25 protein-coding genes, 5 tRNA genes, 1 pseudogene and 1 riboswitch are annotated in these 24,954 nt (G+C 71.6%); of the genes and pseudogenes, 15 read left to right on the top strand and 16 right to left on the bottom strand.

Annotation, left to right across the window (positions count from 1 at the left end):
* Positions 1-31: 31 nt before the first annotated feature.
* The 3 genes from ACQP2X_RS13315 to ACQP2X_RS13305 are packed head-to-tail and all read right to left on the bottom strand — an operon-like array spanning position 32 to position 2,213.
* Complete coding sequence (locus ACQP2X_RS13315; protein WP_498696781.1) at positions 32-1,486, bottom strand: bifunctional hydroxymethylpyrimidine kinase/phosphomethylpyrimidine kinase; 1,455 nt, start codon at positions 1,484-1,486, stop codon at positions 32-34.
* Positions 1,483-1,626: a hypothetical protein gene (locus ACQP2X_RS13310; protein ID WP_498696779.1), complete on the bottom strand. Its 144-nt coding sequence runs from the start codon at positions 1,624-1,626 to the stop codon at positions 1,483-1,485. Before ACQP2X_RS13310 ends, ACQP2X_RS13315 begins: the two co-directional genes overlap by 4 nt.
* Positions 1,623-2,213, bottom strand: a complete 591-nt coding sequence (locus tag ACQP2X_RS13305; RefSeq protein WP_498696777.1) for a TetR/AcrR family transcriptional regulator — start codon at positions 2,211-2,213, stop codon at positions 1,623-1,625. The genes ACQP2X_RS13310 and ACQP2X_RS13305 overlap by 4 nt, the downstream gene beginning before the upstream one ends.
* Positions 2,214-2,265: 52 nt before the next feature.
* Here ACQP2X_RS13305 and pdhA point away from each other — a divergent pair, with 52 nt between their 5' ends.
* From pdhA to ACQP2X_RS13285, 4 genes are read left to right on the top strand one after another with little or no spacing between them, the layout of a single operon-like run.
* Complete coding sequence (pdhA, locus tag ACQP2X_RS13300) at positions 2,266-3,285, top strand: pyruvate dehydrogenase (acetyl-transferring) E1 component subunit alpha (RefSeq protein WP_498696776.1); 1,020 nt, start codon at positions 2,266-2,268, stop codon at positions 3,283-3,285.
* On the top strand, positions 3,282-4,265 hold the full coding sequence (locus tag ACQP2X_RS13295; RefSeq protein WP_498696774.1) for an alpha-ketoacid dehydrogenase subunit beta: 984 nt from the start codon (positions 3,282-3,284) through the stop codon (positions 4,263-4,265). The genes pdhA and ACQP2X_RS13295 overlap by 4 nt, the downstream gene beginning before the upstream one ends.
* Positions 4,266-4,274: 9 nt before the next feature.
* Positions 4,275-5,510, top strand: coding sequence for a dihydrolipoamide acetyltransferase family protein (locus tag ACQP2X_RS13290; RefSeq protein WP_498696773.1), 1,236 nt, complete (start codon positions 4,275-4,277; stop codon positions 5,508-5,510).
* Positions 5,511-5,531: 21 nt separating this feature from the next.
* Complete coding sequence (locus ACQP2X_RS13285) at positions 5,532-6,689, top strand: sensor histidine kinase (RefSeq protein WP_498696771.1); 1,158 nt, start codon at positions 5,532-5,534, stop codon at positions 6,687-6,689.
* A 4-nt stretch (positions 6,690-6,693) separates the two neighbouring features.
* On the opposite strand, the gene ACQP2X_RS13280 is transcribed toward ACQP2X_RS13285, so the two are convergent.
* The 6 genes from ACQP2X_RS13280 to ACQP2X_RS13255 form a co-directional block, all read right to left on the bottom strand.
* Positions 6,694-6,774: transfer RNA gene (locus tag ACQP2X_RS13280), tRNA-Tyr, on the bottom strand.
* Between the two features lie 3 nt (positions 6,775-6,777).
* Positions 6,778-6,850, bottom strand: a tRNA-His gene (locus ACQP2X_RS13275).
* Between the two features lie 2 nt (positions 6,851-6,852).
* Positions 6,853-6,925: transfer RNA gene (locus ACQP2X_RS13270), tRNA-Pro, on the bottom strand.
* A gap of 4 nt (positions 6,926-6,929) precedes the next feature.
* Positions 6,930-7,002, bottom strand: a tRNA-Leu gene (locus ACQP2X_RS13265).
* A 10-nt stretch (positions 7,003-7,012) separates the two neighbouring features.
* Positions 7,013-7,084: transfer RNA gene (locus ACQP2X_RS13260), tRNA-Glu, on the bottom strand.
* Positions 7,085-7,307: 223 nt separating this feature from the next.
* Positions 7,308-8,131, bottom strand: a protein-coding gene (locus ACQP2X_RS13255; RefSeq protein WP_498700918.1) for an IS5 family transposase whose coding sequence is annotated in 2 segments (ribosomal slippage) — positions 7,308-7,799 and positions 7,802-8,131 — 822 coding nt in all. Because the reading frame shifts where the segments join, the coding sequence is not laid out codon by codon here.
* 139 nt (positions 8,132-8,270) lie between these two features.
* Here ACQP2X_RS13255 and ACQP2X_RS13250 point away from each other — a divergent pair.
* The 6 genes from ACQP2X_RS13250 (at position 8,271) to ACQP2X_RS13225 (ending at position 15,177) form a co-directional block, all read left to right on the top strand.
* Positions 8,271-9,608: a serine/threonine-protein kinase gene (locus ACQP2X_RS13250; RefSeq protein WP_498696770.1), complete on the top strand. Its 1,338-nt coding sequence runs from the start codon at positions 8,271-8,273 to the stop codon at positions 9,606-9,608.
* A 111-nt stretch (positions 9,609-9,719) separates the two neighbouring features.
* Positions 9,720-10,679 carry an aldo/keto reductase gene (locus ACQP2X_RS13245; RefSeq protein WP_498696768.1) on the top strand — a complete coding sequence of 320 codons (960 nt, stop codon included), beginning with the start codon at positions 9,720-9,722 and terminating at the stop codon, positions 10,677-10,679.
* Between the two features lie 73 nt (positions 10,680-10,752).
* Complete coding sequence (locus ACQP2X_RS13240) at positions 10,753-12,123, top strand: glycoside hydrolase family 6 protein (protein ID WP_498696767.1); 1,371 nt, start codon at positions 10,753-10,755, stop codon at positions 12,121-12,123.
* Between the two features lie 155 nt (positions 12,124-12,278).
* The gene (locus ACQP2X_RS13235; RefSeq protein WP_498696766.1) at positions 12,279-12,800 is read left to right on the top strand and encodes a SigE family RNA polymerase sigma factor; all 522 of its coding nucleotides are present in this window, start codon (positions 12,279-12,281) and stop codon (positions 12,798-12,800) included.
* Positions 12,781-13,944 (top strand): hypothetical protein, encoded by a 1,164-nt coding sequence (locus ACQP2X_RS13230; RefSeq protein WP_498696764.1) that lies wholly within the window; start codon positions 12,781-12,783, stop codon positions 13,942-13,944. The genes ACQP2X_RS13235 and ACQP2X_RS13230 overlap by 20 nt, the downstream gene beginning before the upstream one ends.
* A 251-nt stretch (positions 13,945-14,195) precedes the next feature.
* Positions 14,196-14,342, top strand: a riboswitch (cyclic di-AMP (ydaO/yuaA leader).
* A gap of 7 nt (positions 14,343-14,349) precedes the next feature.
* Positions 14,350-15,177 carry a C40 family peptidase gene (locus ACQP2X_RS13225; protein ID WP_498696763.1) on the top strand — a complete coding sequence of 276 codons (828 nt, stop codon included), beginning with the start codon at positions 14,350-14,352 and terminating at the stop codon, positions 15,175-15,177.
* Here ACQP2X_RS13225 and ACQP2X_RS13220 read toward each other — a convergent pair.
* Genes ACQP2X_RS13220 through ACQP2X_RS13205 form a run of 4 tightly spaced genes read right to left on the bottom strand, consistent with a single transcriptional unit; the run spans position 15,174 to position 17,174 of the window.
* On the bottom strand, positions 15,174-15,458 hold the full coding sequence (locus ACQP2X_RS13220) for a hypothetical protein (RefSeq protein WP_498696762.1): 285 nt from the start codon (positions 15,456-15,458) through the stop codon (positions 15,174-15,176). The genes ACQP2X_RS13225 and ACQP2X_RS13220 overlap by 4 nt on opposite strands.
* Positions 15,455-15,724 carry a hypothetical protein gene (locus ACQP2X_RS13215; RefSeq protein ID WP_498696759.1) on the bottom strand — a complete coding sequence of 90 codons (270 nt, stop codon included), beginning with the start codon at positions 15,722-15,724 and terminating at the stop codon, positions 15,455-15,457. The genes ACQP2X_RS13220 and ACQP2X_RS13215 overlap by 4 nt, the downstream gene beginning before the upstream one ends.
* A gap of 10 nt (positions 15,725-15,734) precedes the next feature.
* Positions 15,735-16,820, bottom strand: coding sequence for a hypothetical protein (locus ACQP2X_RS13210; protein WP_498696757.1), 1,086 nt, complete (start codon positions 16,818-16,820; stop codon positions 15,735-15,737).
* A gap of 57 nt (positions 16,821-16,877) precedes the next feature.
* On the bottom strand, positions 16,878-17,174 hold the full coding sequence (locus tag ACQP2X_RS13205; protein ID WP_498696756.1) for a DedA family protein: 297 nt from the start codon (positions 17,172-17,174) through the stop codon (positions 16,878-16,880).
* On the opposite strand from ACQP2X_RS13205, the pseudogene ACQP2X_RS13200 reads away from it, so the two are divergent.
* Together ACQP2X_RS13200 and ACQP2X_RS13195 are read left to right on the top strand one after the other, a co-directional pair.
* Positions 17,173-17,529 (top strand): annotated as a pseudogene (locus ACQP2X_RS13200) (DedA family protein); the annotation flags it as partial. The gene ACQP2X_RS13205 and the pseudogene ACQP2X_RS13200 overlap by 2 nt on opposite strands.
* Positions 17,530-17,794: 265 nt before the next feature.
* Entirely contained in the window at positions 17,795-18,376 is a 582-nt protein-coding gene (locus ACQP2X_RS13195) for a redoxin domain-containing protein (RefSeq protein WP_498696754.1), read from the top strand.
* Here ACQP2X_RS13195 and ACQP2X_RS13190 read toward each other — a convergent pair.
* Complete coding sequence (locus ACQP2X_RS13190; RefSeq protein ID WP_498696753.1) at positions 18,351-19,358, bottom strand: MsnO8 family LLM class oxidoreductase; 1,008 nt, start codon at positions 19,356-19,358, stop codon at positions 18,351-18,353. The genes ACQP2X_RS13195 and ACQP2X_RS13190 overlap by 26 nt on opposite strands.
* Entirely contained in the window at positions 19,355-20,257 is a 903-nt protein-coding gene (locus ACQP2X_RS13185) for a DMT family transporter (protein ID WP_498696752.1), read from the bottom strand. Before ACQP2X_RS13185 ends, ACQP2X_RS13190 begins: the two co-directional genes overlap by 4 nt.
* 46 nt (positions 20,258-20,303) lie before the next feature.
* Here ACQP2X_RS13185 and ACQP2X_RS13180 point away from each other — a divergent pair, with 46 nt between their 5' ends.
* Positions 20,304-20,771: an Lrp/AsnC family transcriptional regulator gene (locus ACQP2X_RS13180; protein ID WP_498696750.1), complete on the top strand. Its 468-nt coding sequence runs from the start codon at positions 20,304-20,306 to the stop codon at positions 20,769-20,771.
* Here the strand turns inward: ACQP2X_RS13180 and ACQP2X_RS13175 are convergent.
* Positions 20,731-23,505 (bottom strand): ATP-binding protein, encoded by a 2,775-nt coding sequence (locus tag ACQP2X_RS13175; RefSeq protein ID WP_498696748.1) that lies wholly within the window; start codon positions 23,503-23,505, stop codon positions 20,731-20,733. The two genes, ACQP2X_RS13180 and ACQP2X_RS13175, sit on opposite strands and share 41 nt — an antisense overlap.
* Before the next feature lie 196 nt (positions 23,506-23,701).
* Between ACQP2X_RS13175 and ACQP2X_RS13170 the strand changes: the two genes are divergently transcribed.
* Together ACQP2X_RS13170 and ACQP2X_RS13165 are read left to right on the top strand one after the other, a co-directional pair.
* Positions 23,702-24,349, top strand: coding sequence for a helix-turn-helix transcriptional regulator (locus ACQP2X_RS13170; protein ID WP_498696746.1), 648 nt, complete (start codon positions 23,702-23,704; stop codon positions 24,347-24,349).
* A 40-nt stretch (positions 24,350-24,389) separates the two neighbouring features.
* On the top strand, positions 24,390-24,884 hold the full coding sequence (locus ACQP2X_RS13165; RefSeq protein ID WP_498696745.1) for a DUF3291 domain-containing protein: 495 nt from the start codon (positions 24,390-24,392) through the stop codon (positions 24,882-24,884).
* Positions 24,885-24,954 lie beyond the last annotated feature (70 nt).

Here is a 24,954-nt window from a genome sequence, read left to right as displayed (position 1 = left end):
CCGGCGCGGCGGCTCACGCCGCCGCGCCGTCTCACCGTGGGGGCGCGGCGAAGAAGGCGCGCTCGTGGGCGGCGGAGACCCGGAACGCCTCGCGCATGGCCGCCCGCCGGTGGTCGCTCGCGTCGGCCGCGGCCCGGGTCACGATGGCGACCGCCTGGCGCGTCGAGGCGGCAAACGCCTCGTCGGCGTACGTGTCGAGCCAGGACCGGAAGGGATGCTCGGCGTGCGAGAGCGGGTGGAGCCGGGTGCCCACGTCCTGATAGAGCCAGAAGCAGGGCAGCAGCGCCGCGACCAGGGTGCCGTAGTCGCCGCGGGCGCCGGTGGCCAGCAAATGGTTCAGATAGGCGGTCGTGGCGGCGGCCGGTGAGGTCTGCTCGAGGGCGCCGGCCGGGAGCCAGCTCTCGTGCAACCGCATCTCGCCGACGATCGCCATCTGCGCGCCGGCCGCCCAGAACGCCTGTTCCTCCCGGGTCGGCGCGAGCCGGCTCGCCTCGGCGAGCACGCGGGCGTAGTCGCGCAGGTAGAGGGCGTCCTGCGCCAGGTACCAGACGAAGGCCTCCCGGTCGAGGGTGCCGTCGCCGAGCGCGCGGACGAACGGCAGGTCGTCGATGTCGCGCCGGATGTCGCGGATGTCCTCCCACCACTCGGCGGCGACCTCCTCGCCCGTGAGCCGGGTGGCGAGTCCGCCCCGCTGCCACAGCCCGGCGAAATGGCTGACCGGGCCGCGTCCCCGGCCGACGCCGAGGCCGGCGCCGTGCCGGATGCTCTCGGTGAGCCAGCGCTTCGACTCGGCCGCCGCGAGCTCCCAGTCGCCGTGGGCGGCGTAGCGGGTGGCGAGCGCGGCCGAAAGCGAGCAGCCGGTGCCGTGTGTGCCGGTCGTCTCGATCCGTACGCCGGGGAACTCCACGACGCTCGCGCCGTCGACCAGCGCGTCCGGCGAGGTCGAGCCCGGCAGATGGCCGCCTTTGACGAACACGCGCACCCCGAGGCCGGCCGAGACGCGGCCGGCCTGTGCCAGCGCCGCCGGCCAGTCCTCGGGCGGCGGCTCGCCGGCCAGGATCGCCAGTTCCGTCAGGTTGGGCGTGATGAGGGTGGCCACGGCGGCCAGCTCGCGCAGGCCGGCCTCGGCCCCGGGATCGAGGAGCCGGTCGCCGCTGGTCGAGACCATCACCGAGTCGAGCACCACCACGGGCGGCCGGACCCGGTCCAGCCAGTTCCGGACCGTCGCGATCACCTCGGCAGTGGCCAGCATCCCGATCTTCACGGCGTCGATCGCGACGTCGTCGGACACCGCGGCGAGCTGCTCGGCCAGGAACGGCACCGGCGGCACGTGGACCGTTCGCACGCCTTGCGTGTTCTGGGCGACCAAGGCGGTGACGACCGCCATGCCGTAGCCGCCGTTGGCCGCGATGCTCTTCAGATCGGCCTGGACTCCCGCGCCTCCGGTGGGGTCGGTGCCGGCGATGCTCAACACCCGGGGGATCACGCCGCCGCCTCCGGGGTACGCAGCCGGCGGGCGGCCGCACCGGGATCGGCGGCGGCGAGCACCAGAGCGGCGAGGTCGTGACCGGAGGATGCGGCCAGGCGGGCGTCGGTGACGAGATAGAGCGACAGATCGACTTTCACGAGATCTCCGTTCGGGTGTACGGCATGAGGAGCTCCACCGCGCGCCGCGCATGAGCGGCCGCCGCCCTCCGCGTCGGTGCGGCCGTCAGCCCGAGAAGCCGCCGCCGGTGCGGCTCGCCGAGCAGGAGGGTGAACAAGGCCTCCGCGAGCCCCTCGTCGGGCGGGTCGAGGCGGGCCCCGAGCGCGGCGATGTAGCCGCGCGGCCCGTCGTCGTAGAAGCCCTTCGCGAGGCGGGGGAACCGGAACGCCTCGGCGATCATCAGCCGGTGCAGGCCCACGGCCTCGTCCGAGTGCAGCGTGAAGACCACCTTGCCGGCCATCCCGATGAGGTCGTCCTCCTGGTCGGGCGGCGCGAGGGTCCGGACGCGGAGCCGTTCGACGGCGGCCAGGAAGATCTCGGTGCGGTCGCCGAAGTAGGCGTAGATCGTGCGCTTGGTGACGTGCGCCTCGGCGACGACGTCGTCCAGGGTGACCCGTTCGAACCCGCGGGCGATGAACAGGCGTACGGCCGAATCGAGAATGTCGTCCCTTCGCTGGGCGCGCTCGGCGCTGGTCGGACGTCCTCGTTTGCGTGCCGGCTCGGTCATGGCGGATCCCCTCGTATAATGAACCGGTTCGCGTTTCATTATAGGAGATGCCATGCCCCCTACCGACAGGCTGCTCGGGTTCTACCGGCAGATGGTGCTGATCAGGCGGTTCGAGGAGCGCGCGGCCCGCGCCTACACCGAGGCGGAGGTCGGCGGCTACTGCCATCTGAACCTCGGCGAGGAGGCCACCGTCGCCGGGCTCATGGCCGCGCTGACACCGGGCGACTACGTGTTCACCAACTACCGCGAGCACGGATATGCGCTGGCCCGGGGCATCGCGCCGGGCCGGGTCATGGCCGAGCTGTACGGGCGGTCGGACGGCGTCTCGAAGGGCTGGGGCGGGTCGATGCACATGTTCGACATCGGCTCCCGCTTCATGGGCGGCTACGGCATCGTCGGCGGCCAGGTCCCGCTGGCCACCGGCGCCGCCCTCGCCATCGACTACCGCGGCGGCACCGAGGCGGTGGTCTGCCTCATGGGCGACGGCACCACGAACATCGGCGCGTTCCACGAGTCGCTCAACCTCGCCGCGCTGTGGGGGCTGCCCGTCGTGTACGTCATCGTCAACAACGGCCTCGGCATGGGCACCACCGTCGAGCAGTCCTCGGCCGAGCCCGACCTGTACAAACGCGCCGCCGCCTATCGGATGGCCTCGGCCCGGGTCGACGGCAACGATCCGGCCGCGGTGTTCGAGGCGGCGCTGACCGCCGTGGAGAGCGCGCGTTCGGGCCGGCCTTATCTGCTGGAGACCGTCTCGGGCCGCCTCAAGGGCCACTCCGTCGTCGATCCGGCGCGCTATCGCACCCGCGAGGAGGCGGAAGCCCTCAAGAGCAAGGATCCGATTGCCGCGTACGCCGTCAAGCTGCACCAGGAAGGTCTTCTGACCGACGAGCTCATCGCCGAGATCGACGCCGGCGCGATCGCCACGGTCGACGAGGCGGTCCGTTTCGCCGCCGCCAGCCCGCATCCGGACGTGTCCACGCTCTTCGACCACACGTACGCCACCCCGGTGCCCAACGACTCCCGCCGCCTGCCCGGCGAGGCGCTGTTCCGGGCGGGGGTGCCGGCATGAGCGTGATCAGCTATCGCCAGGCCCTGCACGACGCGCTCCGCTCCGAGATGCTGCGCGACGAGTCCGTGTTTCTGATCGGCGAGGAGATCGGCCGCTTCGAGGGCTCGTACAAGATCACGGCGGGGATGCTCGCCGAGTTCGGCCCGAAGCGGGTCCGGGACACCCCGATCGCCGAGGAGGGCTTCACCGGGGCCGCGGTCGGCGCCGCCATGCTGGGGCTGCGCCCGGTCGTGGAGATCATGACGATCAACTTCTCGCTGCTGGCCCTCGACCAGATCGTCAACCACGCGGCCAAGATCTACGGCATGTTCGGCGGCCAGTGCCGGGTGCCGATGGTCATTCGTACGCCCGGTGGCGGCGGCCAGCAACTCGGCGCCACCCATTCGCAGAACATCGAGCTGTACTACGCCTTCGTGCCCGGCCTGAAGGTGGTCGCGCCCTCGAGCCCGGCCGACGCGAAGGCGCTCATGCTGGCCGCGATCCGCGACGACGACCCGGTGCTCGTGCTGGAGAACCTCGCTCTCTACAACACCACCGGCGAGGTGCCCGACGACCTCGGGCCGGCCGAGATCGGCCGGGCCGCCGTCACCCGCGAGGGCACCGACGTGACCGTGGTGGCGTACTCCCGGATGGCCGCCGTCGCCCTGCAGGTGGCCGAGCGCCTGGCCGGCGAGGGCATCGACGTCGAGGTGGTCGACCTGCGCAGCCTGCGCCCGCTCGACCGGGAGACCATCGTGGCCTCGGTGCGCAAGACGAACTGCGCGGTCGTGCTCGAGGACGACTGGCTCACCTACGGGATCGGCGCCGAGATCGCCGCCACCATCAGCGACGGCGCCTTCGACTGGCTCGACGCCCCGGTCCGCCGGGTGGCCATGGCCGAGGTTCCCCTGCCGTACGCGAAGACCCTGGAGACCGCGGCCCTGCCCTCGGCCGACGACGCGATCACCGCCATCCGCGAAACCGTTTCCCGGCGCTCCTGAGAGAGAACCATGATCGACATCCTGATGCCCCGCCTCTCCGACACCATGACCGAGGGCGCGATAGCGACCTGGCACAAGAAGCCCGGCGACACGGTACGTCCCGGCGACGTGCTGGTCGAGATCGAGACCGACAAGGCCTTGATGGAACAGGAGGCATACGACGCCGGCACCCTGACCGAGATCCTCGTCGCCGAGGGCCAGACCGCCGCGATCGGCACCCCCATAGCCCGCCTCAGCACCGGCGACCCCACCACCGCCCCCATCGCGGCCGTCCCCGCCGCCGCCGTTCCTACCGCGGCCGTCCCCACCGCGGCGCCGCCGGCCTCGCGACCCGAGCGGCGCGCGGCCACCCCTCTCGTTCGCAAGGTCGCGCGGGAGCGCGGCATCGACCTCGCCACGGTGACCGGCACCGGCCCGGGCGGCCGCATCGTGCGCGCCGACCTCGACGCCGCCGTCAACTCCCCCACCGCAGATCCGTCGCCGGCCCCCTTCCCCGAGACGGCGCCCTCCTCCGCGGCGGCGCCCTCCTCCGCGGCGGCGCCTTCCTCCGCGATGGTGCCCTCCTCCGCGACCGTGCCCTTCGACGCGATCCGGCAGTCGCTCACTTCGCGGCTGACCGCGAGCACCGCGGTTCCCACGTTCACCGCGACCGCCTCGGCCGACGTCGGCGACCTGCTCGACCTCCGCGCCCGCGTCAACGAGGCCCACGCCGGCAAGGTCAGCCTGAACGACCTCCTCGTCCGCGCCGTCGCCCTGTCGCTGCGGGCCCATCCCGGCGTCAACGCGTCGTACTCCCCGGACGGCCGCGGCGGAACGCTCGTGCACGACCACGTCCATGTCGGCATCGCCGTCGACTCACCGGCCGGCCTGGTCGTCCCCGTCGTCCGCGACGCCGACCGGGCCGCCGTCACCACCATCGCCGCCACCACCCGCGACCTCGTCGCCAGGGCGTCCGCCCGCAAGCTGACCACCGCCGAGATGAACGACGGCACCTTCACCATCAGCAACCTCGGCATGTACGGCGTGGAGCACTTCACCGCGATCATCAATCCACCGCAGGGCGCGATCCTCGCCGTCGGCACCGTCCGCGACGAGCTCACCCTGGCCGGCGGCGCGCCGGTGACCCGCCGGCGCCTGCGCTACACGCTCACCGCCGATCACCGCATCATCGACGGCGCCCTGGCCGCCCGATTCCTCGCCACCCTCACCGGGCTCCTGGAAAATCCGCTCCGGATCGTCGCCTGAAACACCTGTCATGCTGGGGGTGTGAGCACGGAGCTCGATCGCTGGGAACGCCGGGAGATCGCGGTCTTCACCGTGCTGCCGTACGTCCTGCTGGCGATCAGCCTCCTCCTCACGCTGCTCCAACGGCCCGAGCACCTTCCCGCGGTGCTCGGGCTCTCGGCCGCCGTCGCCCTCTGGCTGCTCCGCCCACGAGCGGGTTTCTACTACGCGGTGCTGATGGCGCTCACCGCCGGCCTGGTGGCATTGGCGCCTTTCTTCGGCCTGTTCGCCTTCATCGGCTACCCACAGGCTTTCGTCTATCTGAGCGGCCGCGCACGCTACGCCGGCGTCGCCGCCACGGCGGCCATCTCGGCGGTGGCCTATCTGGGCGGCGCCGCCGGCGTGGCCGAAGGCGCCTGGTGGGAATGGCTCGCCGTAAGCGTGCTCAGTGTCGTACTCGCAAGCGCTTTCTTCTTCTTTGCCGATCTGACCTATCAGCGCAACGAGAGGCTGAGGCAGGCACTCCAGGAGAACGCCGAGCTGCACGCCCAGCTGCTGATCCACGCGCGCGAGGCCGGGGTGCTGGACGAGCGGCAGCGCATGGCCCGCGAAATCCACGACACTCTGGCCCAGGGCCTGGCCGGCATCATCACCCAGCTCCAGGCGGCCGAGCACACCATGGACCGCCGCCACATGACGAACGCCATCACCCTGGCCCGCGAGAGCCTCACCGAGGCCCGCCGAACCGTCCACGCGATGGAGCCGTCGATGCTGGCCGACACCCACCTCCCCGGCGCCATCGAAGATCTGGCCCACCGCTGGTCACAGGCCAACCAGATCGACGCCGCCCTGACCACCACCGGCGACGCCCGCCCGCTCCACCCCGACATCGAGGTGGCACTGCTGCGCACCGCCCAGGAGTCCCTGACGAACGTGGCCAAACACGCGCGAGCCACCGAGGTCACCTTGACCCTGTCCTACATGGAAAACCAGGTGACATTGGACGTACGGGACGACGGGGCCGGCTTCGACCCCACAGCCGAACGCCTCCACGGCTCCCCGAACGGCGGTTTCGGCTTGACCGGCATGCGCCAGCGCGTCCAGCGCCTGGCCGGCCGCCTGATCATCGAGTCCGAGCCCGGCAGCGGCACAGCCATCTCGGCCTCCGTCCCGGCCATCCCCCCACAGCGCTCGGCATAAAATGTGCGGGAGGCGGGATTCGAACCCGCTCAGCATTGCACCCGCTTTACAGGCGGGCCCGACTCTCCAGCGTCGGCGCTCCCACGAAGGTGACCGGCGGGATTCGAACCCGCGTACTCCGGCTCCACAAACCGGCGCGCCTGCCTCTGCGCTACGGCCACAGTCGGGATGGGGAGACTCGAACTCCCGGCTTCCGGTTCCCAAGACCGGCGCCCTACCACCTGGGCCACATCCCGTTCGTGTCCTCGGCGCGATTCGAACGCGCACTGTCGACGCCCTCGACGTCGTGCCTCTACCGTTGGGCTACGAGGACCTGCCATTTGTAGACCCGACCGGGATCGAACCGGCGTCTCCGCCTTGAGAGGGCGACGAGCGTTCCGCTGCTCCACGGGTCCATCGAAAACAAAAAGGCCGCCTTCCCGAGATCAGGAGGCGGCCTTTAAAGCCGGGCGCTAGACGACGCCTCCCGATGGTGCGAGCCGGCCGAACTGCTCCTCGAGGACGCAGACAGCCACCGCCGGCAGCAGATGCTGCGGTTCGGGGGCGAGATAACTGCGAATCATCGGAAGCTCCTGATCGAATCGTTCGGGCGTCGGTGCTGATGACTAAGACCGTGTGTCAGTTGGGGTTGTTGCTGGCCAGCAGGTTGAGCCGGGTGGCGCGTCGGAAGCAGATTAGAGCGCAGGCCAGGCGCAGGAATCCGAGGTAGTGGGAAGCCTTGCGCTCGTAGCGGCGGGCCAGGCGCCGGAATCTGGTGGTCCATTCCAGGCAGCGTTCGATGACGTAGCGGTGCCGGCCCAGGTGCTTCGACGACTCGATGCCCGGCCGGGCGATGCGCGGCACGATGTTGCGCTCACGCAGCAATTCGCGGCATCCGGGGTAGGCGTAGCCCTTGTCGCCGTGCAGCTTCGCCGGCCGTTTGCGTGGGCGGCCGGCGGGCTGACGGATCGGCCGGAGGCCGTCGACCATGTCCTGCAGCATCTTGTGGTCGTTGAGGTTGGCGGCGGAGATGTCCACGTGAACAGGCAGTCCACCGCGTTCGCTGATGGCGTGGATCTTGGAGCCGGGCTTGCCCCGGTCTACCGGACTGGGCCCGGTCAGATTCCCCTTTTGAGCGCGCGGACGTGCATGCTGTCGATACTCGCCCGCGACCAGTCGATCTGCCCGGCGACACCCAGGATGTCCAGCATCGCCTGATGCAGACGGGTCATCACGCCAAGGCTGACCCACTCGGAGAACCGGCGGTGCGCGGTACGCCAGTGCACCGGGAACGACCCAGGCAGCTTGCGCCACGAGCAGCCGGACTCCAGCACGTAGACGATCGCCGCGAGCATCGCCCGGTCATCAGTGCGCCGCCGGCCACCACCCTGATGCCTTTCCGGATGCGCAGGCAGCAACGGTTGGGCGAGATGCCACAACGCATCCGGGCAGTACTTCTCCACGTCATCCACGCCAGGTCAACGAATGACCTTGCTACTCAACAACCCCAAACGACACACGGTCTAAGGTAGGGCCCCCGCCGCGGGTCGGCAAACGTATTTACGAGTTTCAGGCCGGCGCCCCGGGGAACGGAGACGGCCCGTGGAGAGCGGACAACTCATCGCGGGGCGGTACCGGCTCGGCGAACAGCTCGGCCGCGGCGGCATGGCCGTCGTGTGGCGGGCCGACGACGAGGTGCTCGGCCGTGAGGTGGCGGTGAAGGTGCTGTCGCCCTCGCTCGCCGGCGATCCCGAGCTGCGCCGGCGGATCCGGGACGAGGCGCGGGCGGTGGCGCGGTTGCGTCACGTGAACGTGGTCGCCGTCTACGACTACGGCGAGTTCGCCGACAGTGGGCACACGCTGTCGTACGTCGTGATGGAGCTGGTGGACGGCCGGACCCTGGCCGACATGCTCACCGGCGGGCCGCTCCCGTGGAAGGTCGCCGTGCTGGTCGGGGCGCAGGTGGCGGCCGCTCTGGCCGCGGCGCACGCCGACGGCATCGTGCACCGTGACGTGAAGCCGGCCAACATCATGGTCACCGGCAGCGGTGTGAAGCTGGTCGACTTCGGCATCTCGGCCACGGTCGGCGTGCTCGACGGCCAGGACGGTCAGGTGCTGGGCACCCCCGCCTATCTCGCGCCGGAGCGCATCGTGGGCGGACCGGTCCGTCCGGCCACCGATGTGTACGCCCTCGGGCTGTTGCTCCATCTGACCCTGGCCGGGCGGATGCCCTGGGACGCCTCGACGGTGACCCAGATGGTGCGGGCGCACGTCTACGCGAAGCCGGACCCGCTGCCGCCGATCGCGGGCTTGCCGTCCGGGGTGCGCCGGTTGGTGGCGCGCTGCCTGACGAAGAACGCCGCCGACCGGCCCAGCTCGATCGAGGTCTCGGAGGTGCTCGGCGAGCTCGCCGGCCTGCCCTCGGCAACTCTGCTGCGCGGCGCGACGGCGCCGCTGGCGGTGGCTCCCGCCCGCCGGCTGCCGGAGCTTTCCGAGCACACACGGCCGGAGCTGTCGGCGCGACGCCGACTGCCGGAGGTCCCCGCACGCTGGCGCACCCGGAAAACGCTCATCGCCGCCGGTGTGGCCGCTGGCATGCTCACGGCGGGCGGCGCCTGGTGGGCCGACGGCCGTCCGGCGCAGCCGGTTCAGGCCGCCGGCGCGGCAGCGGCGCCCACCACCGGCACCGCCACCTCACCGGCGACAGGCGGACCCAGCTCACCCGCCTCACCCGCCACCAGGACGGCCACCACGCCGGTCAAGGGCACGGCCAACCAGCCCCAGTTCACCCGGCCCGCCGCCGCGCCGGGTGGGCCCTCCGTCCGTACGATCTCGCTCGCCGCCCCGCCCAAAGCTGAAGCGAAAGGCAAGCCGAAGGCGAAGGCCCCGAAGAAGGCCGCCCCCGCCAAAAAGCCCGGGAAGAAGCCCGGCAAGAAGTGACCCCCGGGGCGGCGGCGTTTGAGGATCGCCGGGCAAGGTATTTGCACAGGCATGGAATATCGCACGCTTGGGCGCAGCGGATGCGCCGTCTCCTCGCTCTGCCTGGGAACGATGACCTTCGGTAACGAATCCGACGAGAAGGTGTCGCACGCCCAGCTCGACCGGTTCGTCGAGGCCGGTGGCACCTTCGTCGACACCGCCGACGTCTACTCGGCCGGTGAGTCGGAGCGGATCATCGGGCGCTGGCTGTCCTCACGGCCGGCCGATGTCACCGAGGCCGTCGTGCTCGCCACCAAGGGCCGTTTTCCGATGGCGGACGACCCCAACGGCGCGGGGCTGTCCGCCCGGCACCTCACCCGGGCGCTCGACGCCTCCCTCGGCCGGCTCGGGGTCGAGGCCGTCGATCTCTACCAGGCGCACTCGTGGGATCCGATGACGCCGCTCGACGAGACGCTCCGGACCCTCGACGGGTTCGTCCGGGCCGGGAAGGTCCGCTACTACGGCTTCTCCAACTTCACCGGCTGGCAGCTCACCAAGGCGGTCGCTCTGGCCCGCGAGCTCGGGCTCGTCGGCCCGGTCAGCCTTCAGCCCCAATACAACCTGCTGGTGCGCGAGATCGAGTACGAGGTCGTCCCGGCCTCCCTGGACGCCGGGATCGGCCTGCTGCCGTGGAGCCCGCTCGGTGGTGGCTGGCTGACCGGGAAGTACCAGCGCGATCAGCGCCCGACCGGCGCCACCCGTCTCGGTGACAACCCGGAGCGGGGCATGGAGGCGTACGACCGCCGCAATGTCGCGCGCACCTGGGACGTGGTCGAGGCCGTGCAGCGGATCGCCGAGGACCGTGGCGTGTCGATGGCCGAGGTGGCGCTGTCCTGGGTGACCGACCGTCCCGGCGTCACGTCGACCATCCTGGGCGCCCGCACCCTCGACCAGCTGGAGGCCAATCTCCGCGCGGCCGGGCTGCACCTCACCGCCGAGGAGGCCGCGACTCTCGACGAGGCGAGCGATCCGCGGCCGAACGACTACCCGTACGGCCCGCTCGGCATCAACCAGCGGAGCAGGACTTTCTAGCGCCGCATTGAGAAGGTTCGATCGGCGGGTTACCGTTCGGGAGCGCTCCCAAACTCCCCGGAAGGAAGCCACCGTGCGTATCCCCCGATCGACCATCGCCGCCACGGCGGTCGCGTGCGCCACCGCCGCGGCCGCCGTCGGCGTCAGTGCCGGCACCGCCAACGCCGGAACTCTCTCCGGCACCCTCTACCGCGATCCCAGCACGGCCGTCGCCCGCTGGGTCGCCGCCAACCCCGGCGATTCCCGTACGGCTCTGATCAGCTCCCGGATCGCCAGCCAGCCCGCCACGCGCTGGCTGTCCAACTTCAACCTCAACACCGTTCAGGCCGAGGTCTCCTCGTACGTCGGCGCGGCCTCCGCCGCCGGCCAGGTCCCCGCGCTGACCCTGTACGGCATCCCGAACCGTGACTGCGGCGGCGCCAGCGCCGGCGGCGCCCCCGACCTGACCCAGTACCAGACCTGGGTCACCAACATCGCCGCCGGCCTGGCCGGGCGCACCACGCTGATCATGCTCGAGCCCGACTCGATCGCCCTGCAGACCTGCCTCAGCGCGAGCGAGCTCACCGCCCGCAACCAGGCGCTGGCGACCGCGACCCGCACCCTGAAGGCGGCCGGCGCCAAGGTCTATCTGGACGGCGGCCACTCGGCCTGGAACACCGCCGCCGACCAGGCGGGCCGGCTGGCCAACGCGGGCGTGGCCGACGGCGACGGCTTCTACACCAACGTCTCGAACTACCAGTCCACGGCGAACGAGACCGCGTTCGGCCGCTCGGTCCTGAGCGCGCTGAACGGCCGCGGCATCAGCGGCAAGCGCCAGGTCATCGACACCAGCCGCAACGGCGGCGCGGCCGGCGACTGGTGCGGCGACGACAACACCGACCGCCGGATCGGCCGCTATCCCACGCTCGACACCGGCGACGCGAACATCGACGCCTTCCTGTGGGTGAAGCCCCCGGGCGAGGCCGACGGCTGCCGCTACGCCGCTGGATCGTTCCAGCCCGACCTGGCCGCCAGCCTGGCCACCGGAGCCCCGCTCCCGCCGACCACCGGCCCCACCACCCCGCCGACGACGCCGCCCACGACCCCTCCGACCACCACCCCTCCCACCACAACGCCTCCCACCACGGCGCCACCGACCACTCCCCCGCCGGCCGGCGCGTGCGGCGCGACCTACGTGACGACGAGCTCCTGGCAGGGCGGCTTCCAGGGCCAGGTCACCGTCAAGGCCGGCGGCAGCGCGGTCACCAGCTGGTCGGTCTCCTGGACCCTGTCCTCCGGCCAGTCGATCAGCCAGGTCTGGGGTGGCAACCTCACGATGAACGGCTCGCTGGCCACCATCCGCAACGCCGCCTGGAACGGCTCCCTCGCTCCGGGCGCCACCGCCGAGTTCGGCTTCATCGCCTCCGGCCCCACCAGCACACCGTTCATCACCTGCACGGCTTAGCAGGTCCCATCGCCCACCCCGGTTCACGCGGCCGGGGTGGGCGCCGCTCCACTCCGTACGATGGCCCGAAGAATTTTGGCCGTTGGTGCAACCTCGAGCACCGCCCGCTTCCTCTAGGTCTCGACGAATGGGTCTCGACGAGAGGAGACCGGCCGGTGGATGCCGAGTCAGAAGAGGGATTTCGCGAGTTCGTACGGGCCCGGTTCCAGCCCCTCCGCACGCTCGCCTACGTCACCTGTGGTGACTGGCAGGCGGCCGAGGACGCGGTGTCCGGCGCGCTGACACGGCTCTATCTGAAGTGGGACAAGATCACTTCCCCCGAGGCGTACGCCCGCAAGGCGGTGGTCCGGGCGGCGATCGGTGAGAAACGCCGGCCGTGGCGCCGCGAGCACACCGTCGGTGAGGCGTTCCCCGATGTGGCCGTCCGTGACTCCTCGGGCGACGTCGACGAGCGATTGCGCATGCGGGCCGCCCTGCGCCAGGTGCCGCCACGGCAGCGGGCCGCCCTGGTGCTGCGGTTCCTCGAGGGCCTGAGCCTGGAGGAGACCGCCGAGGTGCTCGGCTGCGCGCCCGGCACCGTCAAGAGCCAGACGAGCCGGGGGCTGGACACCCTGCGCGCCGTCCTGAACGCCGAGATCGCCGAGACGGGAGTGGACCATGTCGTATCGCATCGATGACGTGCTCGAGTCGGTCCAGGAGGGCGCCCCGCCGCCTCGGACCAGCGCCGCCGACATCATCGCCCGCGCCCAACGGGTCCGCTCCCGGCGCCGGTGGGCGGCCGCGGCCGGAGCCGGTGGCGCCGCCGCCGTCACGGTCGCCCTGATCACCGTGCTTACGGGCGCGGCACCGCAGGCCGCGCTGCCCGACGCCCCGGCGGCCGCGCCGACACCGTCGCGCGCGGTGGCGGTCAAGAGCTTCAGCCAGCCGACCGGCCTCGGCTTCACCATCGGCGAGACCCGTGTCGGCCGGTGGACGATCGGCCCGGCCGGCACGGCCACCTCCGGCTACCAGCAGATCCCCGTCTACCGCGACGGCAAGACGCTGGAGACGGACGGCGTCGCCTACCCGTATCCGGACGGCACACTCACCTTCTACCGGCCCGGCGTGTACGACATCGAGGACTTCGGCGTGACCACCTGGTCCGACGCGACATTCGGCCCCGCGAGGAGCGTCACCATCGGCGGCCGCCCCGGCGTCGAGCGGGAGCTCACCTACTCCCTGCCCGACGTCGGCGATCTCCGGGCCAAGATGAAGGCGAACCCGAAACTGCGCCTCAACGACCCGAGCATCAAGAGACAGACCTTCAGCCGTACGGCGTTCGCGTGGCGATTCGACGGAAGCGCGTGGGCCACCTTCCTTCCCGGCACGGCCCGGGAACCGCTGAGCCGCGCCGAATCCCTGGCCATCGTGGAGGCGGTACGGCCCGGCCCGGCCGAGCCGGCCCGCGTTCCGTACACCTTCGGCTGGCTTCCGGCCGGCTGGAAGGTGATCGCCGCCCAGCAGAGCCCGACCGACATGCCGTCCCAGGTGCTGCTCGACCAGAAGGCACCGAACGGAAAGCAGGAGTGGGACGACTTTGCCTCCGGCGGCCGCCTCACGATCTGGCGCGGTAAGCCGAAGACCGCGAACGCCCCGCGCGACGGCGCGAACCTGAAATGCGTCGACATCAACGGCTATTGCACGCTCGTCATCGACGGCACCCATTTTGCCGAGTTCGAGAGGCTCGGCAAACGGCTCTCCATGGATGACGTACGCCGCATCCTGCGCGGTCTGACCTTTGCATCCGTGGCCGATCAGAGCCGATGGAACCCCCTTCACTAAAAAATCATGTGCTCTATTTCACTGGCCAATATAAGCGGAGAGTAGTTATACGAATACCAATTGTTCGAGAAACTGTGGCGGAACCGGGGAAATGGGGCGGCGGCTCATGTGCCAACTACTCCCGGTAACCCGAGGCTGCCTCAAGCTGGGTGTAGCAAGGTGATGCCGGCCGCACCCGCTGACCGGCTCCCGGCGATCAGGTTCACGCCGAGCCCTGCCCGGGCCGGTCGCCGGGACCGCGAAAGCCAGACACACCATGAAGGCACTCGGGGCAGGGACGGGGGAACCACCATCGGCCCGCGCACGCAGGCGGGCCTTGGGGTGAAGCCGCCCCGGCGGCCGGGCAACCTTCCCGCCCGAACCCGACAGCTAACCTCGCAGGCGTGCCGGAAGGATGTCCCTACCGTGCACGAAAACTGTTCGGGCCGGCGGCGCGTATCCGTCGGCGCCGGCACCATCGCCCTGTCGCTCACCCTCGGCGCCGGACAACTGGTCGCCACTCCGGGCGCCGCCGCGACACCAAGCTCCACGGCCGCCGTAAAAGCCACGGCCGCTGCAAAAGCCGCGGCGAAGAAGAAGGTCTCGATCCGCACCACGGTCAGCGCCAGGACGCTCCTCATGGGCCGGTCGGTGAAGATCACGGTCACCTATCGGAACCCGGCCAACGGCGCCTTGGTCACCTCCGGCACCGTGCGGCTCCAGGCACACCGCAACGGTAAATGGGTCACCTGGGCTGCGCGGAACCTGAACCGCGGTGGCACGGCCAGTTTCACCGCCGTGCCGAAGGTGACTGGCTATTTCCGCACCACCTACACCGGCAACGCCGTCTTCGCCGGCCACGTCGGCCGCAAGATCAAGGTCACTGTGGTCAGGCCGTCGTCGAGCCGGGGAGCCAAGGTTCTGGCCGAGGCGCGCAAACACGTCGGCAAGCTTTATCTGTACGGCGCCGCCGGCCCCCACCGGTTCGACTGCTCCGGCTACACGATGTACGTCTACCGCAAGGCGATCGGCGTCAAGCTGCCGCACAAGGCCGATTCGCAGCAGCGGTACGGCCGAGGGGTCAGCAAGAGCGCCAAGCAGCCCGGTGATCTGCTCATCTCGCGCCGGGGATCGTACGGATACCACGCTGCGATCTACGCCGGCAACGGCTACATGTACGACTCGCCGCACAGCGGCTCGCGCATCAGCAAGCGCAAGATCTTCAGCGCGAACTACGTCGTACGCCGGTTCTAGAGATTGCGGCGTACGACGGTGACGCCGCACGCCAGAAGGAAGAACAACGCCACTGTGCCCATCCGGAGCCAGGGCGTGTCAGTGATCTTGCGATCGGTGCCGATGGAGACGCTGATGGCCAGGTTGGCCGCGAACATGACACCCAGGAAGACGGTGATGAGCCGCTCGGCCGTGGTCCACCGTGACCAGTAGGCCCACGCGCCGAGCACGGTGCCGAACAGGAAGAGCGCCGAGACGAGGATGAACGGGACGGCCAGGCGCCATCGCATCATCGGGCTCATCGGCGCTCTTCCTCGCCACCGGCCAGCCGGCGGGCCTCGCGCTCGTAGCGGGCGCGGTCCTCGGCGGTCAGGTCTCGCTGGGACTTGGCGAAGGCGGCGGCCAGGCCCTGCGCGTGCCACGGATTGTTCGCGGCCTCGCGCAGGCCGGCCTCGCCGGACAGGACCGTGCGGGCGAGGGAGCCCATGGCGTCGTCCTTGCCCCGGGTGTCGGCCAGGTGGCGCAGGACCGCGCGGGCCAGGGGCTCGTCGGCGATGCCGCCGCTCATAGGATCCTCCTCAGTAGCCGGCGGGGTGATGGTACGGGGCGACGGACGGCAGGTCCTTGACCGCGATGTCGGCCTTCACCGCGCCGATCGAGCCGGCGATCAGCTTGATCATGTCTTCGGTCTTGCCGTAGAAGTCCGAGATGTGCTTGTAGAGGTCGTACGCCTGCCACGTGTAATAGGCGGCGACGGAGTACCCGGCCAGCGCGCCGACACCGGTCTCGATCAGCGCGGTGCCCACGGCCGAGGCCGCGTTGATGATGATGAGCAGGTCGATCAGGTCGGTGATCAGCCCCGCGACCACGTCGACCAGCTTCTTCACCGCCTCGGCGGCCTGAAGATAGAGCTGCTTGTACTGCCCGCAGGCGTCGTTGAGGGCGGCCGCCGCGAGCCCCAGCTGCAACTGGAACTCCTGCTCGGCCTCGGCTGCCCGCCCCCGCCAGACACCCGGCACGTCCTGGGCCCCGGCGAGCAGGTTGGCCCCGAGGTCACGCGAGGCGGCCCCGATGTGCCCCATCGCCATGGCACAGTGCGTGTACGCCTGCCAGTCCCCGCCGACGTCCTTTGCCCACCCTTCGAGCGGGTCGAAGCTGAACAGCCAGATGCTGATCTGCCGCAGCCAGGCGGCCGGGCTGACCAGGTCGGCCAGCGGATTGATCGACCACATCTCGATGCCGACCGCGTACTCGGGATTCGTCAGCCGGGCCGTGGGCTCCGCGACATCGGCGAACGCGGCGTGCGCGTCGGGCCGCTGCCGGCCGAGCATCTCACCGACGTACGCCACGTCCTTCGCACCCGGATAGGAAGCGTCCACCCGGGCCGCCGCACCCTGATCGGTGCGCGCGTAGTCGTTCTGCGCCGCGTTCACCTGCGACCCGGCCCCCCGGGTCAGCGAGTCGAGCCGCGACAGGGCGGCGGTCAGCTCCTCGTACACCTCCTTGTGGGGCCCGATGACCATCATCAGGAACCCTTCGGAGACCATCGGCAGATCACAGTGCCGCTTGGTGTAGTCGAGCACGTCGACGGCATCGCCGGACGCCCGCGCGTACTGGTTGTAGAGCCCGGTCAGCCCGGCCGGATCGACATAGAACTCGCTCATGCTCCCCCGCATCAGTCAATCGACAACTGTCGCAGGCCGCGGCAACTGAACATATGACTAGGCTGCGCGGCGCCGCCAGAGCCGGAAGCCGAGCCAGGTGGCGACACCGGTGGCGGCCAGGGCGAGGCCGATTCCCCACCAGGGCAGGGTCAGGACGCGGACGAGCTGGGCGCCGAAGAAGTAGGCGGCCGAGACCCAGAAGCCCACCCACAGGGCCGCGCCGATGGTGTTGTGCAGCAGGAAACGGCGCCACGGCATCGCGGTGACGCCGGCCAGGACGCCGTTGAACTGGCGCAGGCCGTCGAAGAAGCGGGCCACCACCACGACGTGGCTGCCACGCCGCGGCCCGCTCATGAACCAGCTGCTGGCCCTGGCCTCGGCGGCGCCGGCGTGGCTCGGCTACCTCGTCATCGGGTTGCTCGCCTTCGTCGAGTCGGCGGCGTTCGTGGGCCTGGTGTTCCCGGGCGAGGCGGCCCTGCTGTTCGGCGGTGTGCTGGCCGGCACGGGCCACCTGAGCCTGCCGGTCCTGCTGACGGTGGCGACAGCCGCGGCCGTCCTGGGCGACTCCGCCGGCTATGAGATAGGCCGCCTCGGCGGCGACGCCATCAAGGCGAGTCGCCCCGGCCGGCTGATCGGCGAGAAGCGCTGGGACCGGGCCGAGGCTTTCACCCGCCGCCACGGCACCTGGGCGGTGGTCGCGGGCCGCTGGGTCGGCCTCAGAGCGCTGGTCCCGGCGCTGGCCGGGATGACGCTGATGCCGTACCGAACGCCCTCGGCGGCTCCCTGTGGGCGACGGCCGTGGTCCTGGGCGGCTACTTCGCCGGAACATCATGGCGCCGGCTGGAAAGCACCTTGGGCAACATTTCCACGATGGCAGTGGCCAGCGTGGCGTTGTTCGCCCTGCTCCGGCGGCGCCCGACACCGCGAAGCCACCCGTAACATATTCTATAAAACCGATAGGTATTGTAGTTTCCATGCCTCCACTCACCGAGCGCTCGGCGAACCCGCGCTACGACGACGCCGAGACCTTCCGGCTGCAACTCGAGAACAGCGCGATCCGCAGCCGGATGGTCGCCCGCGGCGACCGCCTGCCCGACATCCCGCTGGTCGAGGTCGACCTCGGGCCGATCCATCTCGACCGGCTGCGGCACACCGGGCCGGTCGTGCTGGCGTTCTTCCGGCACGCGAGCTCGCCCGAGTGCGACGCCGCCCTGCGGCTCTACCAGTACACACTCGCCCCGGCGCTGGCCGCGCTGGACGCGCATCTCGTCGCGGTCAGCCCGCAGGCGCCGGACCGGCTCGAGGCGATCAAACGGCGGCACGACCTGAGCTATCTCGTCGCGTCCGACCCGCGGCACACGCTCATCGACGCGCTCAACATCGGCTTCGCCAGCTGGGGCGCCGAGGGCACACTCGGCACCGGCCGCTCCGTCCTGCCGTTCGCCACGGTCGTGGTCGCCGACCGGGCCGGGCTGGTCCGCCTGGCCGACGTCCGCGCCGACTGGACGTCGATCACCTCGCCCGGCACCATCATCCGCGCAGTGCAGTCCCGGTGACGGCGTTGAACAGGGCCGCCAGCGCCGCGTCCGAGGCGGCCAGGGCCTCCCGGTCGTGCGTGCTGCCGGCGGCGACCAGCTCGGCCGCGCCCGTCCGGTCGAGCAGCTCGGCCAACCGGCTCTCGACCTGCCGGGGCGTGCCGGCGATGGCCGCCGCCATGGTCTGCTCGACGTACTGCTGCTGACGCGGGGTGCGGTCGGCGGCCCGGGCCACGGCCACCGGCTCCAGGGGCGGGAACACCCCGGTCGTCCGGCTCCGCGCCATCGCCCACGCCTCCGGCAGAAGCAGGTCGGCCGCCTCCTCGGCGGTGTCGGCCACCAGCACGTCGAGGCTGACCGCCACCCACGGCCGCGGCTGCCGCGCCGACGGCCGGAACCCACGCCGGTAGCGGTCCAGCGCTTCCCGCCCACCCTCCCGGTCCCACAGCATCGGACCACCCACGATCACCGGCAGCCCGAGCGCCGCCGCGACCTCCAGCCCGCTGCCGGTGGCCAGCACGTACATCGGCACCTCGCCGTCCGGCCTCGGGTGCAGCCCGACCTCCGACGTCCCGTCCAGGAACCCGCGCAGCTCCGCCAGGTCGGCCGCGAAGTCCCGGTCGACCTGCCGCAGCGCCCGCCGCACGGGTGGCGTGAACCCCGGCGACCGTCCCAGCCCCAGATCGACCCGCCCCAGCGCGAAGGCCGACAGCGTCGCGAACTGCTCGGCCACCACGAGCGGCTGATGATGCGGCAACATCACCCCGGCCGAGCCGATCCGGATCGTCGCCGTCGCCCCGGCCACGGCGGTCAGCAGGACGGCCGGCGCCGACCCCGCGATCCCGGGCACCCCGTGGTGCTCGGCCACCCAGAACCGCCCGTATCCGAGACGTTCGGCGCTCACCGCCCGGGCCACCGTCCCCGCGAGCGCTCGCGGGTCGGCCTCGCCGGCGCGCGTGCGGGACCGGTCGAGCAGCGAGACCTGGAACTGAGAGTCGATCACCTAGGTTCCAGCACCTTCGGGCGGGACCTTGTTCCACGGAACGGCAGCTCCGACACGATGACGGCCACCACGATGAGCACGCCGCCGGCCAGCGTGCCCATGGTCAGGCGCTCCCCGGCCAGGCGGCCGATCAGGGCGGCCCAGACCGGCTCGCCGGCGTAGATGACCGTCGCCCGGGTCGGTGCGACGGAGCGCTGGGCCCAGTTCATCGTGACCTGGATGAGCGCGCTGGCCACGCCGAGGCCCCCGGCGATCGCGGCCAGCGTCCACGAGGGCGCGGGCAACGGCTCACCCGCGAGCGGCCGGACGGCGAAGCAGAGGACGGCACACACCGCCAGCTGCACGACGGTGACCCGCCGGGCGTCGACGCCGCCGGCGAAGCGGCCGATGAGCAGGATCTCGGCGGCGATGGCGACCGTGCCGAGCAGGGTCACCACCTCCCCCGTGCCCAGCCTCAGGCCGGCGGTGGTGGCCCCGGTGAGCAGCAGCAGGCCGGCGAAGGCACACCCGATGCCGGCCCAGGCCCCGGGCCCGGGCGTACGACGGGTCATCGCCCACAGGCCCAGCGGCACCAGCGGCACGTAGAGGGCGGTGAGAAAGGCCGACGTGGAGCTCGGAATCGACTGGAGGCCCACGGTCTGCAGCCCGTATCCGCCGGCCAGCGCCACCCCGACGGCGGAGCCCACCGCCAGCTCGCGCCGGGTCAGCCCGCGCAGGACGTGCGGCGACAGCGCGGCCAGCGCCAGCGCGGCCACACCGAAGCGCAGACCGACGAACGACCACGGCCCGGCGACCTCGAGCCCCTTCTGCACCGTGAGGAAGGTGCCACCCCACACCGCGGTCACCGCGACGAGGGCCCATTCTTTTCCGACCATGAACGCCACGGTGCCGAGACCCACCGATTTCACGCAAGCAGCGGCGTTTTCACGCAACTATTGTGAGGAAATGACGCCGTTGGACGAGAAAGATTGCGCGATCCTCGACCTGCTGCAACGCGAGGGCGATCTGCCCAACATCGAGCTGGCCCGCCGACTCCAGCTCTCGCCGGCGGCCACGCTCCGGCGTGTCCAGCGCTTGCGCGCCGAGGGCGTCATCATCGGCGTACGGGCCCTGGTCGACCCCGACAAAGCGGGCGCCCGGGTCGAGGCGTTCGTGCTGGTCGCCCTGGCCGAGCACTCGGACGAGGGCGACGCCCGGTTCGCCGAGGCCCTCGCCGGCATCCCGGCCGTGCTGCGGGCCGACGCGGTGACCGGGCCCGAGGACGTGCTGCTGCACATCGCCGCCGCCGACGCCCGCGAGTTGCAGCAGGTGCTCCGCTCCCTCACCCGGGTGGGCGCGCGCCGCCTGACCACTCTGCTGCGGCTGGAGGCGGTCAAGGAGCCGGCGCCGGTTCCGGCCCGTCGGACCACGTAGCGGCCAGCTCCCGGCGCGAGCTCACGCCCATCTTGGTGAAGATCTTGCGCATGTGCCATTCGACGGTGCGGGAGCTGAGGAACAGAGCCGCGCCGATCTCCGGGTTGGTGCGGCCGCCGACGGCCAGGCGGATGATCGCCGTCTCCTGCGCGGTCAGGTCCTTACGGGCGTCGGCCACCGGCTTGCGGACCGTCTCGCCGGTCAGGGCCAGCTCCCGCCGGGCCCGGTCGGCGAAGCCCTCGGCCCCCATGGCGCCGAACGCCTGGTGGGCCGCGCGCAGCTCGGTCCGGGCCGCCGGATGCCGGTTCGCACGGCGCAGCCACTCGCCGTACAGCAATCGCGCCCGGAATGACTCTGTGGTCGTCTCGGTGACCGACAGGTGGGCGATGGCCTCGCGGTAACTGTCCTCGGCGGCCGGCCCCGGGGTGGCAAGCGCGTCCGCGATCGCCTGCGTTCCCAGCGCCCATCTCGTCCGCAGGCCGGCCGTCCGCTCGGCCAGGCGGTCGCGCGCCTCGGCCGCGACCTCGTGCTCGCCCAGCCGCGCCGCCGCCTCGGCCATCTCGCGCAGCGGAAAATGCGGAAGACCCAGGTCGGTGTACGCCGCGGCCTCCCGCGCCGCCTCCAAAGCCACGCGATGCTCGCCGAGCCCGTTGTAGAGTGCGGCCTTCACGTGATGGGCCAGCGTGTGCAGCCGGCCGTCGCGGCGGGCCGTCGCGTCGCGCAGCTTGGCCTCGATGAGGCGCATGGCCGGCTGTTCCCGGCCCCGATAGGCGGCCAGGGCCAGGCCGGCCGACTGTTGCAACGGGGCGGCGGTGGCCCGGGTCATGGCGTCGCCCTCGTCGAGCAGGTTCGCGGCGTCGGCGAAACGGCCGGCGTAGAGCAGGCTGCCCGAGCGCAGGGTCAGCGCGGCCGGCAGCAGCCGGAGCACACCGGTCCGCCGGGCCTGGGTCACGGCCTCGGCGCTCAGCTGATAGGCCAGGTCCATCCGGAACAGCTCGTGCACCATGGGCTGGATCAACCAGAGCAGGCCGATGTGCTCCGCCGGGACGAGGGCGTCGAGGGCCCGCCGCATCAGCGGCCGGGCGGTCGCCCGATCGTCCAGGATCCAGGAGACGAGGGCGGCCAGGAGCAGATCGGGAAACGACCGGCCGGCGCTTCTCGGGTCGCCGTCGCCCACAGCGGCCAGCCCGGCGCGGGCGGCCCGGGCCGCGACCCGCAGGTCGTCACCGCCGAACCGGCCCGCGTAGACGGCGGCGCCGATCGCGCTGAGAAACGCGTCGCGGGCGGCCGCCGGGTCGAGCGGCGCCAGCCGGTGGGCCGCGGTCAGCAGCGGCGGGCCGGCCGCCCGGCCCGGTGTGAGCATGAAGGTGACCTGGGCCCGGAGACGTTCGACGCGGGCCTGCTGGAGCGGCTCGATCGGGCCCAGCTCGGCCGCGCCGAGCAGCTCCGGCACGCGGGCGTAGGCGCCGGCGTCGAGCCGGGCCGAGGCGGCCGCCACCAGCAGGGCGCTGCGGCGGGCGCCGTCGAGGGTGAGCTCGGCCGCGCGCTCCAGGAAGGCGGCCGCGGCGGACGGCCCGCCCCGGGCCAGGGCGCGGTCGGCCGACCGTGCGAGCTCGGTCGCGACCTCGTCGTCGGGCCCGTCGGCGGCGTGGGCGTGATGCCAGGCCCGGCGGTCGGGGTCGCGCTCCGGGTCGGTGGCCTCGGCCAGGGCGGCGTGCACGGCCCGCAGCTCGGCGATCTGCCCGCAGCGCCAGGCGGCCGAGCGCACCAGCGGATGCTTGAACCGGACCCGGGTGTCGAGGTCGATGAGCCGTTCGGCCTGGGCCGGCTCGGCGGCGTCACGGCCGACCCCGAGCAGTTCCAGGGCGCGCCACAGCAGCGGCGCGTCACCGACCGGTTCGACGGCGGCGGCCAGCAGCACGGTGCGGGTGTCGGCGGGCAGCGCGGCGATCCGGCGCTGGAAGCCCTCCTCGAGCCGGCTGGCCAGCGGCATCGGGTGATAGCCGCCGAAGCCGAAGGCCAGCTCGGCCGGCGACATGTTGCGGGGCAGCTCGATCAGGGCGAGGGGGTTGCCGCGAGCCTCGGCCACGATCCGGTCCCGTACGCCCGGATCGACCGGCCCGGTGAGCGTCGCGTCGAGCAGGGCGCGGGCCTCGGGGTCGGGCAGACCGTCGATCGGCAACTCGGGCAGACCGCCGAGAACATGACCGTCGTCGGTGGTGCGAGCGGCGAAGACGAGCGCGACGGCTTCAGTGTCGAGGCGCCGGGCGACAAAGCTGAGAATGACGGCCGACATGACATCGATCCACTGCACGTCATCGACGACGCCGAGAACCGGCCGTTCGGCCGCGGCCTCGGCGAACAGCCCGAGCACGGCCAGCCCCACCAGCAGCTGGTCCGGGGCGTGCCCGCTGCTGAGCCCGAAGGCGGTGGCGAGAGCGTCCCGCTGAGGCGCCGGAAGCCGTTCCAGGTCACCGAGCAGGGGCGCGCACAGCTGCTGAAGCCCCGAGTAGGCGATCTCCGACTCCGACTCGACCCCGGCGGCCCGCAACACCCGGGCAAAGGGCGCCTGCTCGACAAGATGGTCGAGCAGGGCGGTCTTGCCACTGCCGGCCTCACCCCGCAAAACCAGCGACCGGCTGCGCCCACCCCGTACATCACGCAGAAGCCGCCCGAGCACCTCCCGCTCCCGCCGCCGGCCATGCAGCTCGGCGTTGACGCTCTCCTCGGGCATACATCGAGCCTAACCCGCAGTTGATCACAAGCTTCTGAACAGCCTCTTGACCCGGCGCATCGACCATGAACAGTTCCTCCAGAGCCCCCGCAGAGCGTCCTCGGCCAAGTTCGTCGAGGAGCCCTGCTTCCCGGGTGACTGGTGCTGAAGCCCGCGGGGTTCTAGCGCCAATCGGCGTTGGCAATAGGATTGGGGTGTGACGACTCCGGAAGACCTGCGTGATCTCGACGCCGTGGCCAGCCTCGCCGATCCGGTGCGGCGGCGGGCGTACGACGTGGTCGCCGCCGCCGGCGGTGGGGCGGTCGGGCGGGACGAGGTCGCCCAGGCGCTCGGGGCGGGGCGCACCCTGGCCGCGTTCCACCTGGACAAGCTGGTGACGGCCGGGCTTCTCGAGGTGTCGTACGCCCGGCGCTCGGGCCGCACCGGACCCGGCGCCGGACGTCCCGCCAAGCTCTACCGGATCGCCGCGGCCGAACACGCGGTCAGCGTGCCGCCGCGGGCCTATCGCGCCGCCGCCGAACTGCTCGCCGAGGCGTTGGAGCAGGCCGGGGCCGAGGAGATTCTGTACGACGTCGCCCGGCGCCACGGCGGGGAAGGCCCGGCCCGCGAGGATGTCACCGAGCTGCTGACCGAGCACGGCTACGCGCCGGAGGCCAAAGGGGAGCGCCTGGTGCTGCGCAACTGCCCGTTCCATCGGCTGGCCGAGCAGTTCCCGCCGCTGATCTGCGGCATGAACCTGGCCATGGTCGACGGCCTGCTGGCCGGGGCGGGGCTGGACGGCGCATGGGCGGCCCGGATGGACGCCGCGCCCGGCCGGTGCTGCGTGACCCTCTCTAAAAAGTAATTCCGTTGACTTTAGACAGGCCAGCTGGTGAGCTGGGGTCATGGACGCCTTCCACCTGGCTCAGATCAACACCGCCCGGCTCCGCGCCCCACTGACCGATCCCTCGATGGCCGAGTTCGCCGAGGGCCTCACGCTCATGAACCAGCTCGCCGACCGCTCGCCCGGCTTCGTCTGGCGGCTCGAGGGCGAGAACGGCGACGGCACGATCGCCCGGCCCGACGACCCGAGCCGCATCTACACGCTGTCGGTGTGGCAAACCCCGGAGGACCTTCGGGCGCACGCCTACCAGTCCGACCATCTGGATTATCTGCGCCGCCGCCGCGAGTGGTTCCACCCGAACGGCACCGAGGCGGCGCTGGTGCTGTGGTGGATTCCGGCAGGCACCATCCCCACCATGCGCCAGGGCATCTCCCGGCTCGGCCGGCTCCGGGCCGGCGGCCCCACCGCCGACGCGTTCACCTTCCGCCGCATGTTTCCGCCGCCCGCGGTGACGAAAACCACAGACTCTGAGTTCCCTCTGAGACACGCCGTGTGATCAGGCGCGTCATAAGCGTGCAATCTGGCCGTACTCCATCCAATGGTGCAAAGCAGTCGCGAAACCCATT

Origin of the sequence: Actinoplanes sp. CA-131856 (assembly GCF_050956135.1) — a bacterium.
Lineage (GTDB): Bacteria > Actinomycetota > Actinomycetes > Mycobacteriales > Micromonosporaceae > Actinoplanes.
The sequence above is the reverse complement of the archived record's forward strand: the minus strand, read 5'-3'. Positions and strand labels throughout refer to the sequence as shown.

What these genes read in the sequence shown, in the direction of transcription:
- ACQP2X_RS13165 (WP_498696745.1), top strand. Translation starts at nt 24,390, where the DNA reads ATGGACGCCTTCCACCTGGCTCAGATCAACACCGCCCGGCTCCGCGCC.
- ACQP2X_RS13220 (WP_498696762.1), bottom strand. Translation starts at nt 15,458, where the DNA reads ATGAGCCCGATGATGCGATGGCGCCTGGCCGTCCCGTTCATCCTCGTC.
- pdhA (WP_498696776.1), top strand. Translation starts at nt 2,266, where the DNA reads ATGCCCCCTACCGACAGGCTGCTCGGGTTCTACCGGCAGATGGTGCTG.
- ACQP2X_RS13295 (WP_498696774.1), top strand. Translation starts at nt 3,282, where the DNA reads ATGAGCGTGATCAGCTATCGCCAGGCCCTGCACGACGCGCTCCGCTCC.
- ACQP2X_RS13210 (WP_498696757.1), bottom strand. Translation starts at nt 16,820, where the DNA reads ATGAGCGAGTTCTATGTCGATCCGGCCGGGCTGACCGGGCTCTACAAC.
- ACQP2X_RS13175 (WP_498696748.1), bottom strand. Translation starts at nt 23,505, where the DNA reads ATGCCCGAGGAGAGCGTCAACGCCGAGCTGCATGGCCGGCGGCGGGAG.
- ACQP2X_RS13245 (WP_498696768.1), top strand. Translation starts at nt 9,720, where the DNA reads ATGACCTTCGGTAACGAATCCGACGAGAAGGTGTCGCACGCCCAGCTC.
- ACQP2X_RS13230 (WP_498696764.1), top strand. Translation starts at nt 12,781, where the DNA reads ATGTCGTATCGCATCGATGACGTGCTCGAGTCGGTCCAGGAGGGCGCC.
- ACQP2X_RS13205 (WP_498696756.1), bottom strand. Translation starts at nt 17,174, where the DNA reads ATGAGCGGGCCGCGGCGTGGCAGCCACGTCGTGGTGGTGGCCCGCTTC.
- ACQP2X_RS13305 (WP_498696777.1), bottom strand. Translation starts at nt 2,213, where the DNA reads ATGACCGAGCCGGCACGCAAACGAGGACGTCCGACCAGCGCCGAGCGC.
- ACQP2X_RS13215 (WP_498696759.1), bottom strand. Translation starts at nt 15,724, where the DNA reads ATGAGCGGCGGCATCGCCGACGAGCCCCTGGCCCGCGCGGTCCTGCGC.
- ACQP2X_RS13290 (WP_498696773.1), top strand. Translation starts at nt 4,275, where the DNA reads ATGATCGACATCCTGATGCCCCGCCTCTCCGACACCATGACCGAGGGC.
- ACQP2X_RS13195 (WP_498696754.1), top strand. Translation starts at nt 17,795, where the DNA reads ATGCCTCCACTCACCGAGCGCTCGGCGAACCCGCGCTACGACGACGCC.
- ACQP2X_RS13180 (WP_498696750.1), top strand. Translation starts at nt 20,304, where the DNA reads ATGACGCCGTTGGACGAGAAAGATTGCGCGATCCTCGACCTGCTGCAA.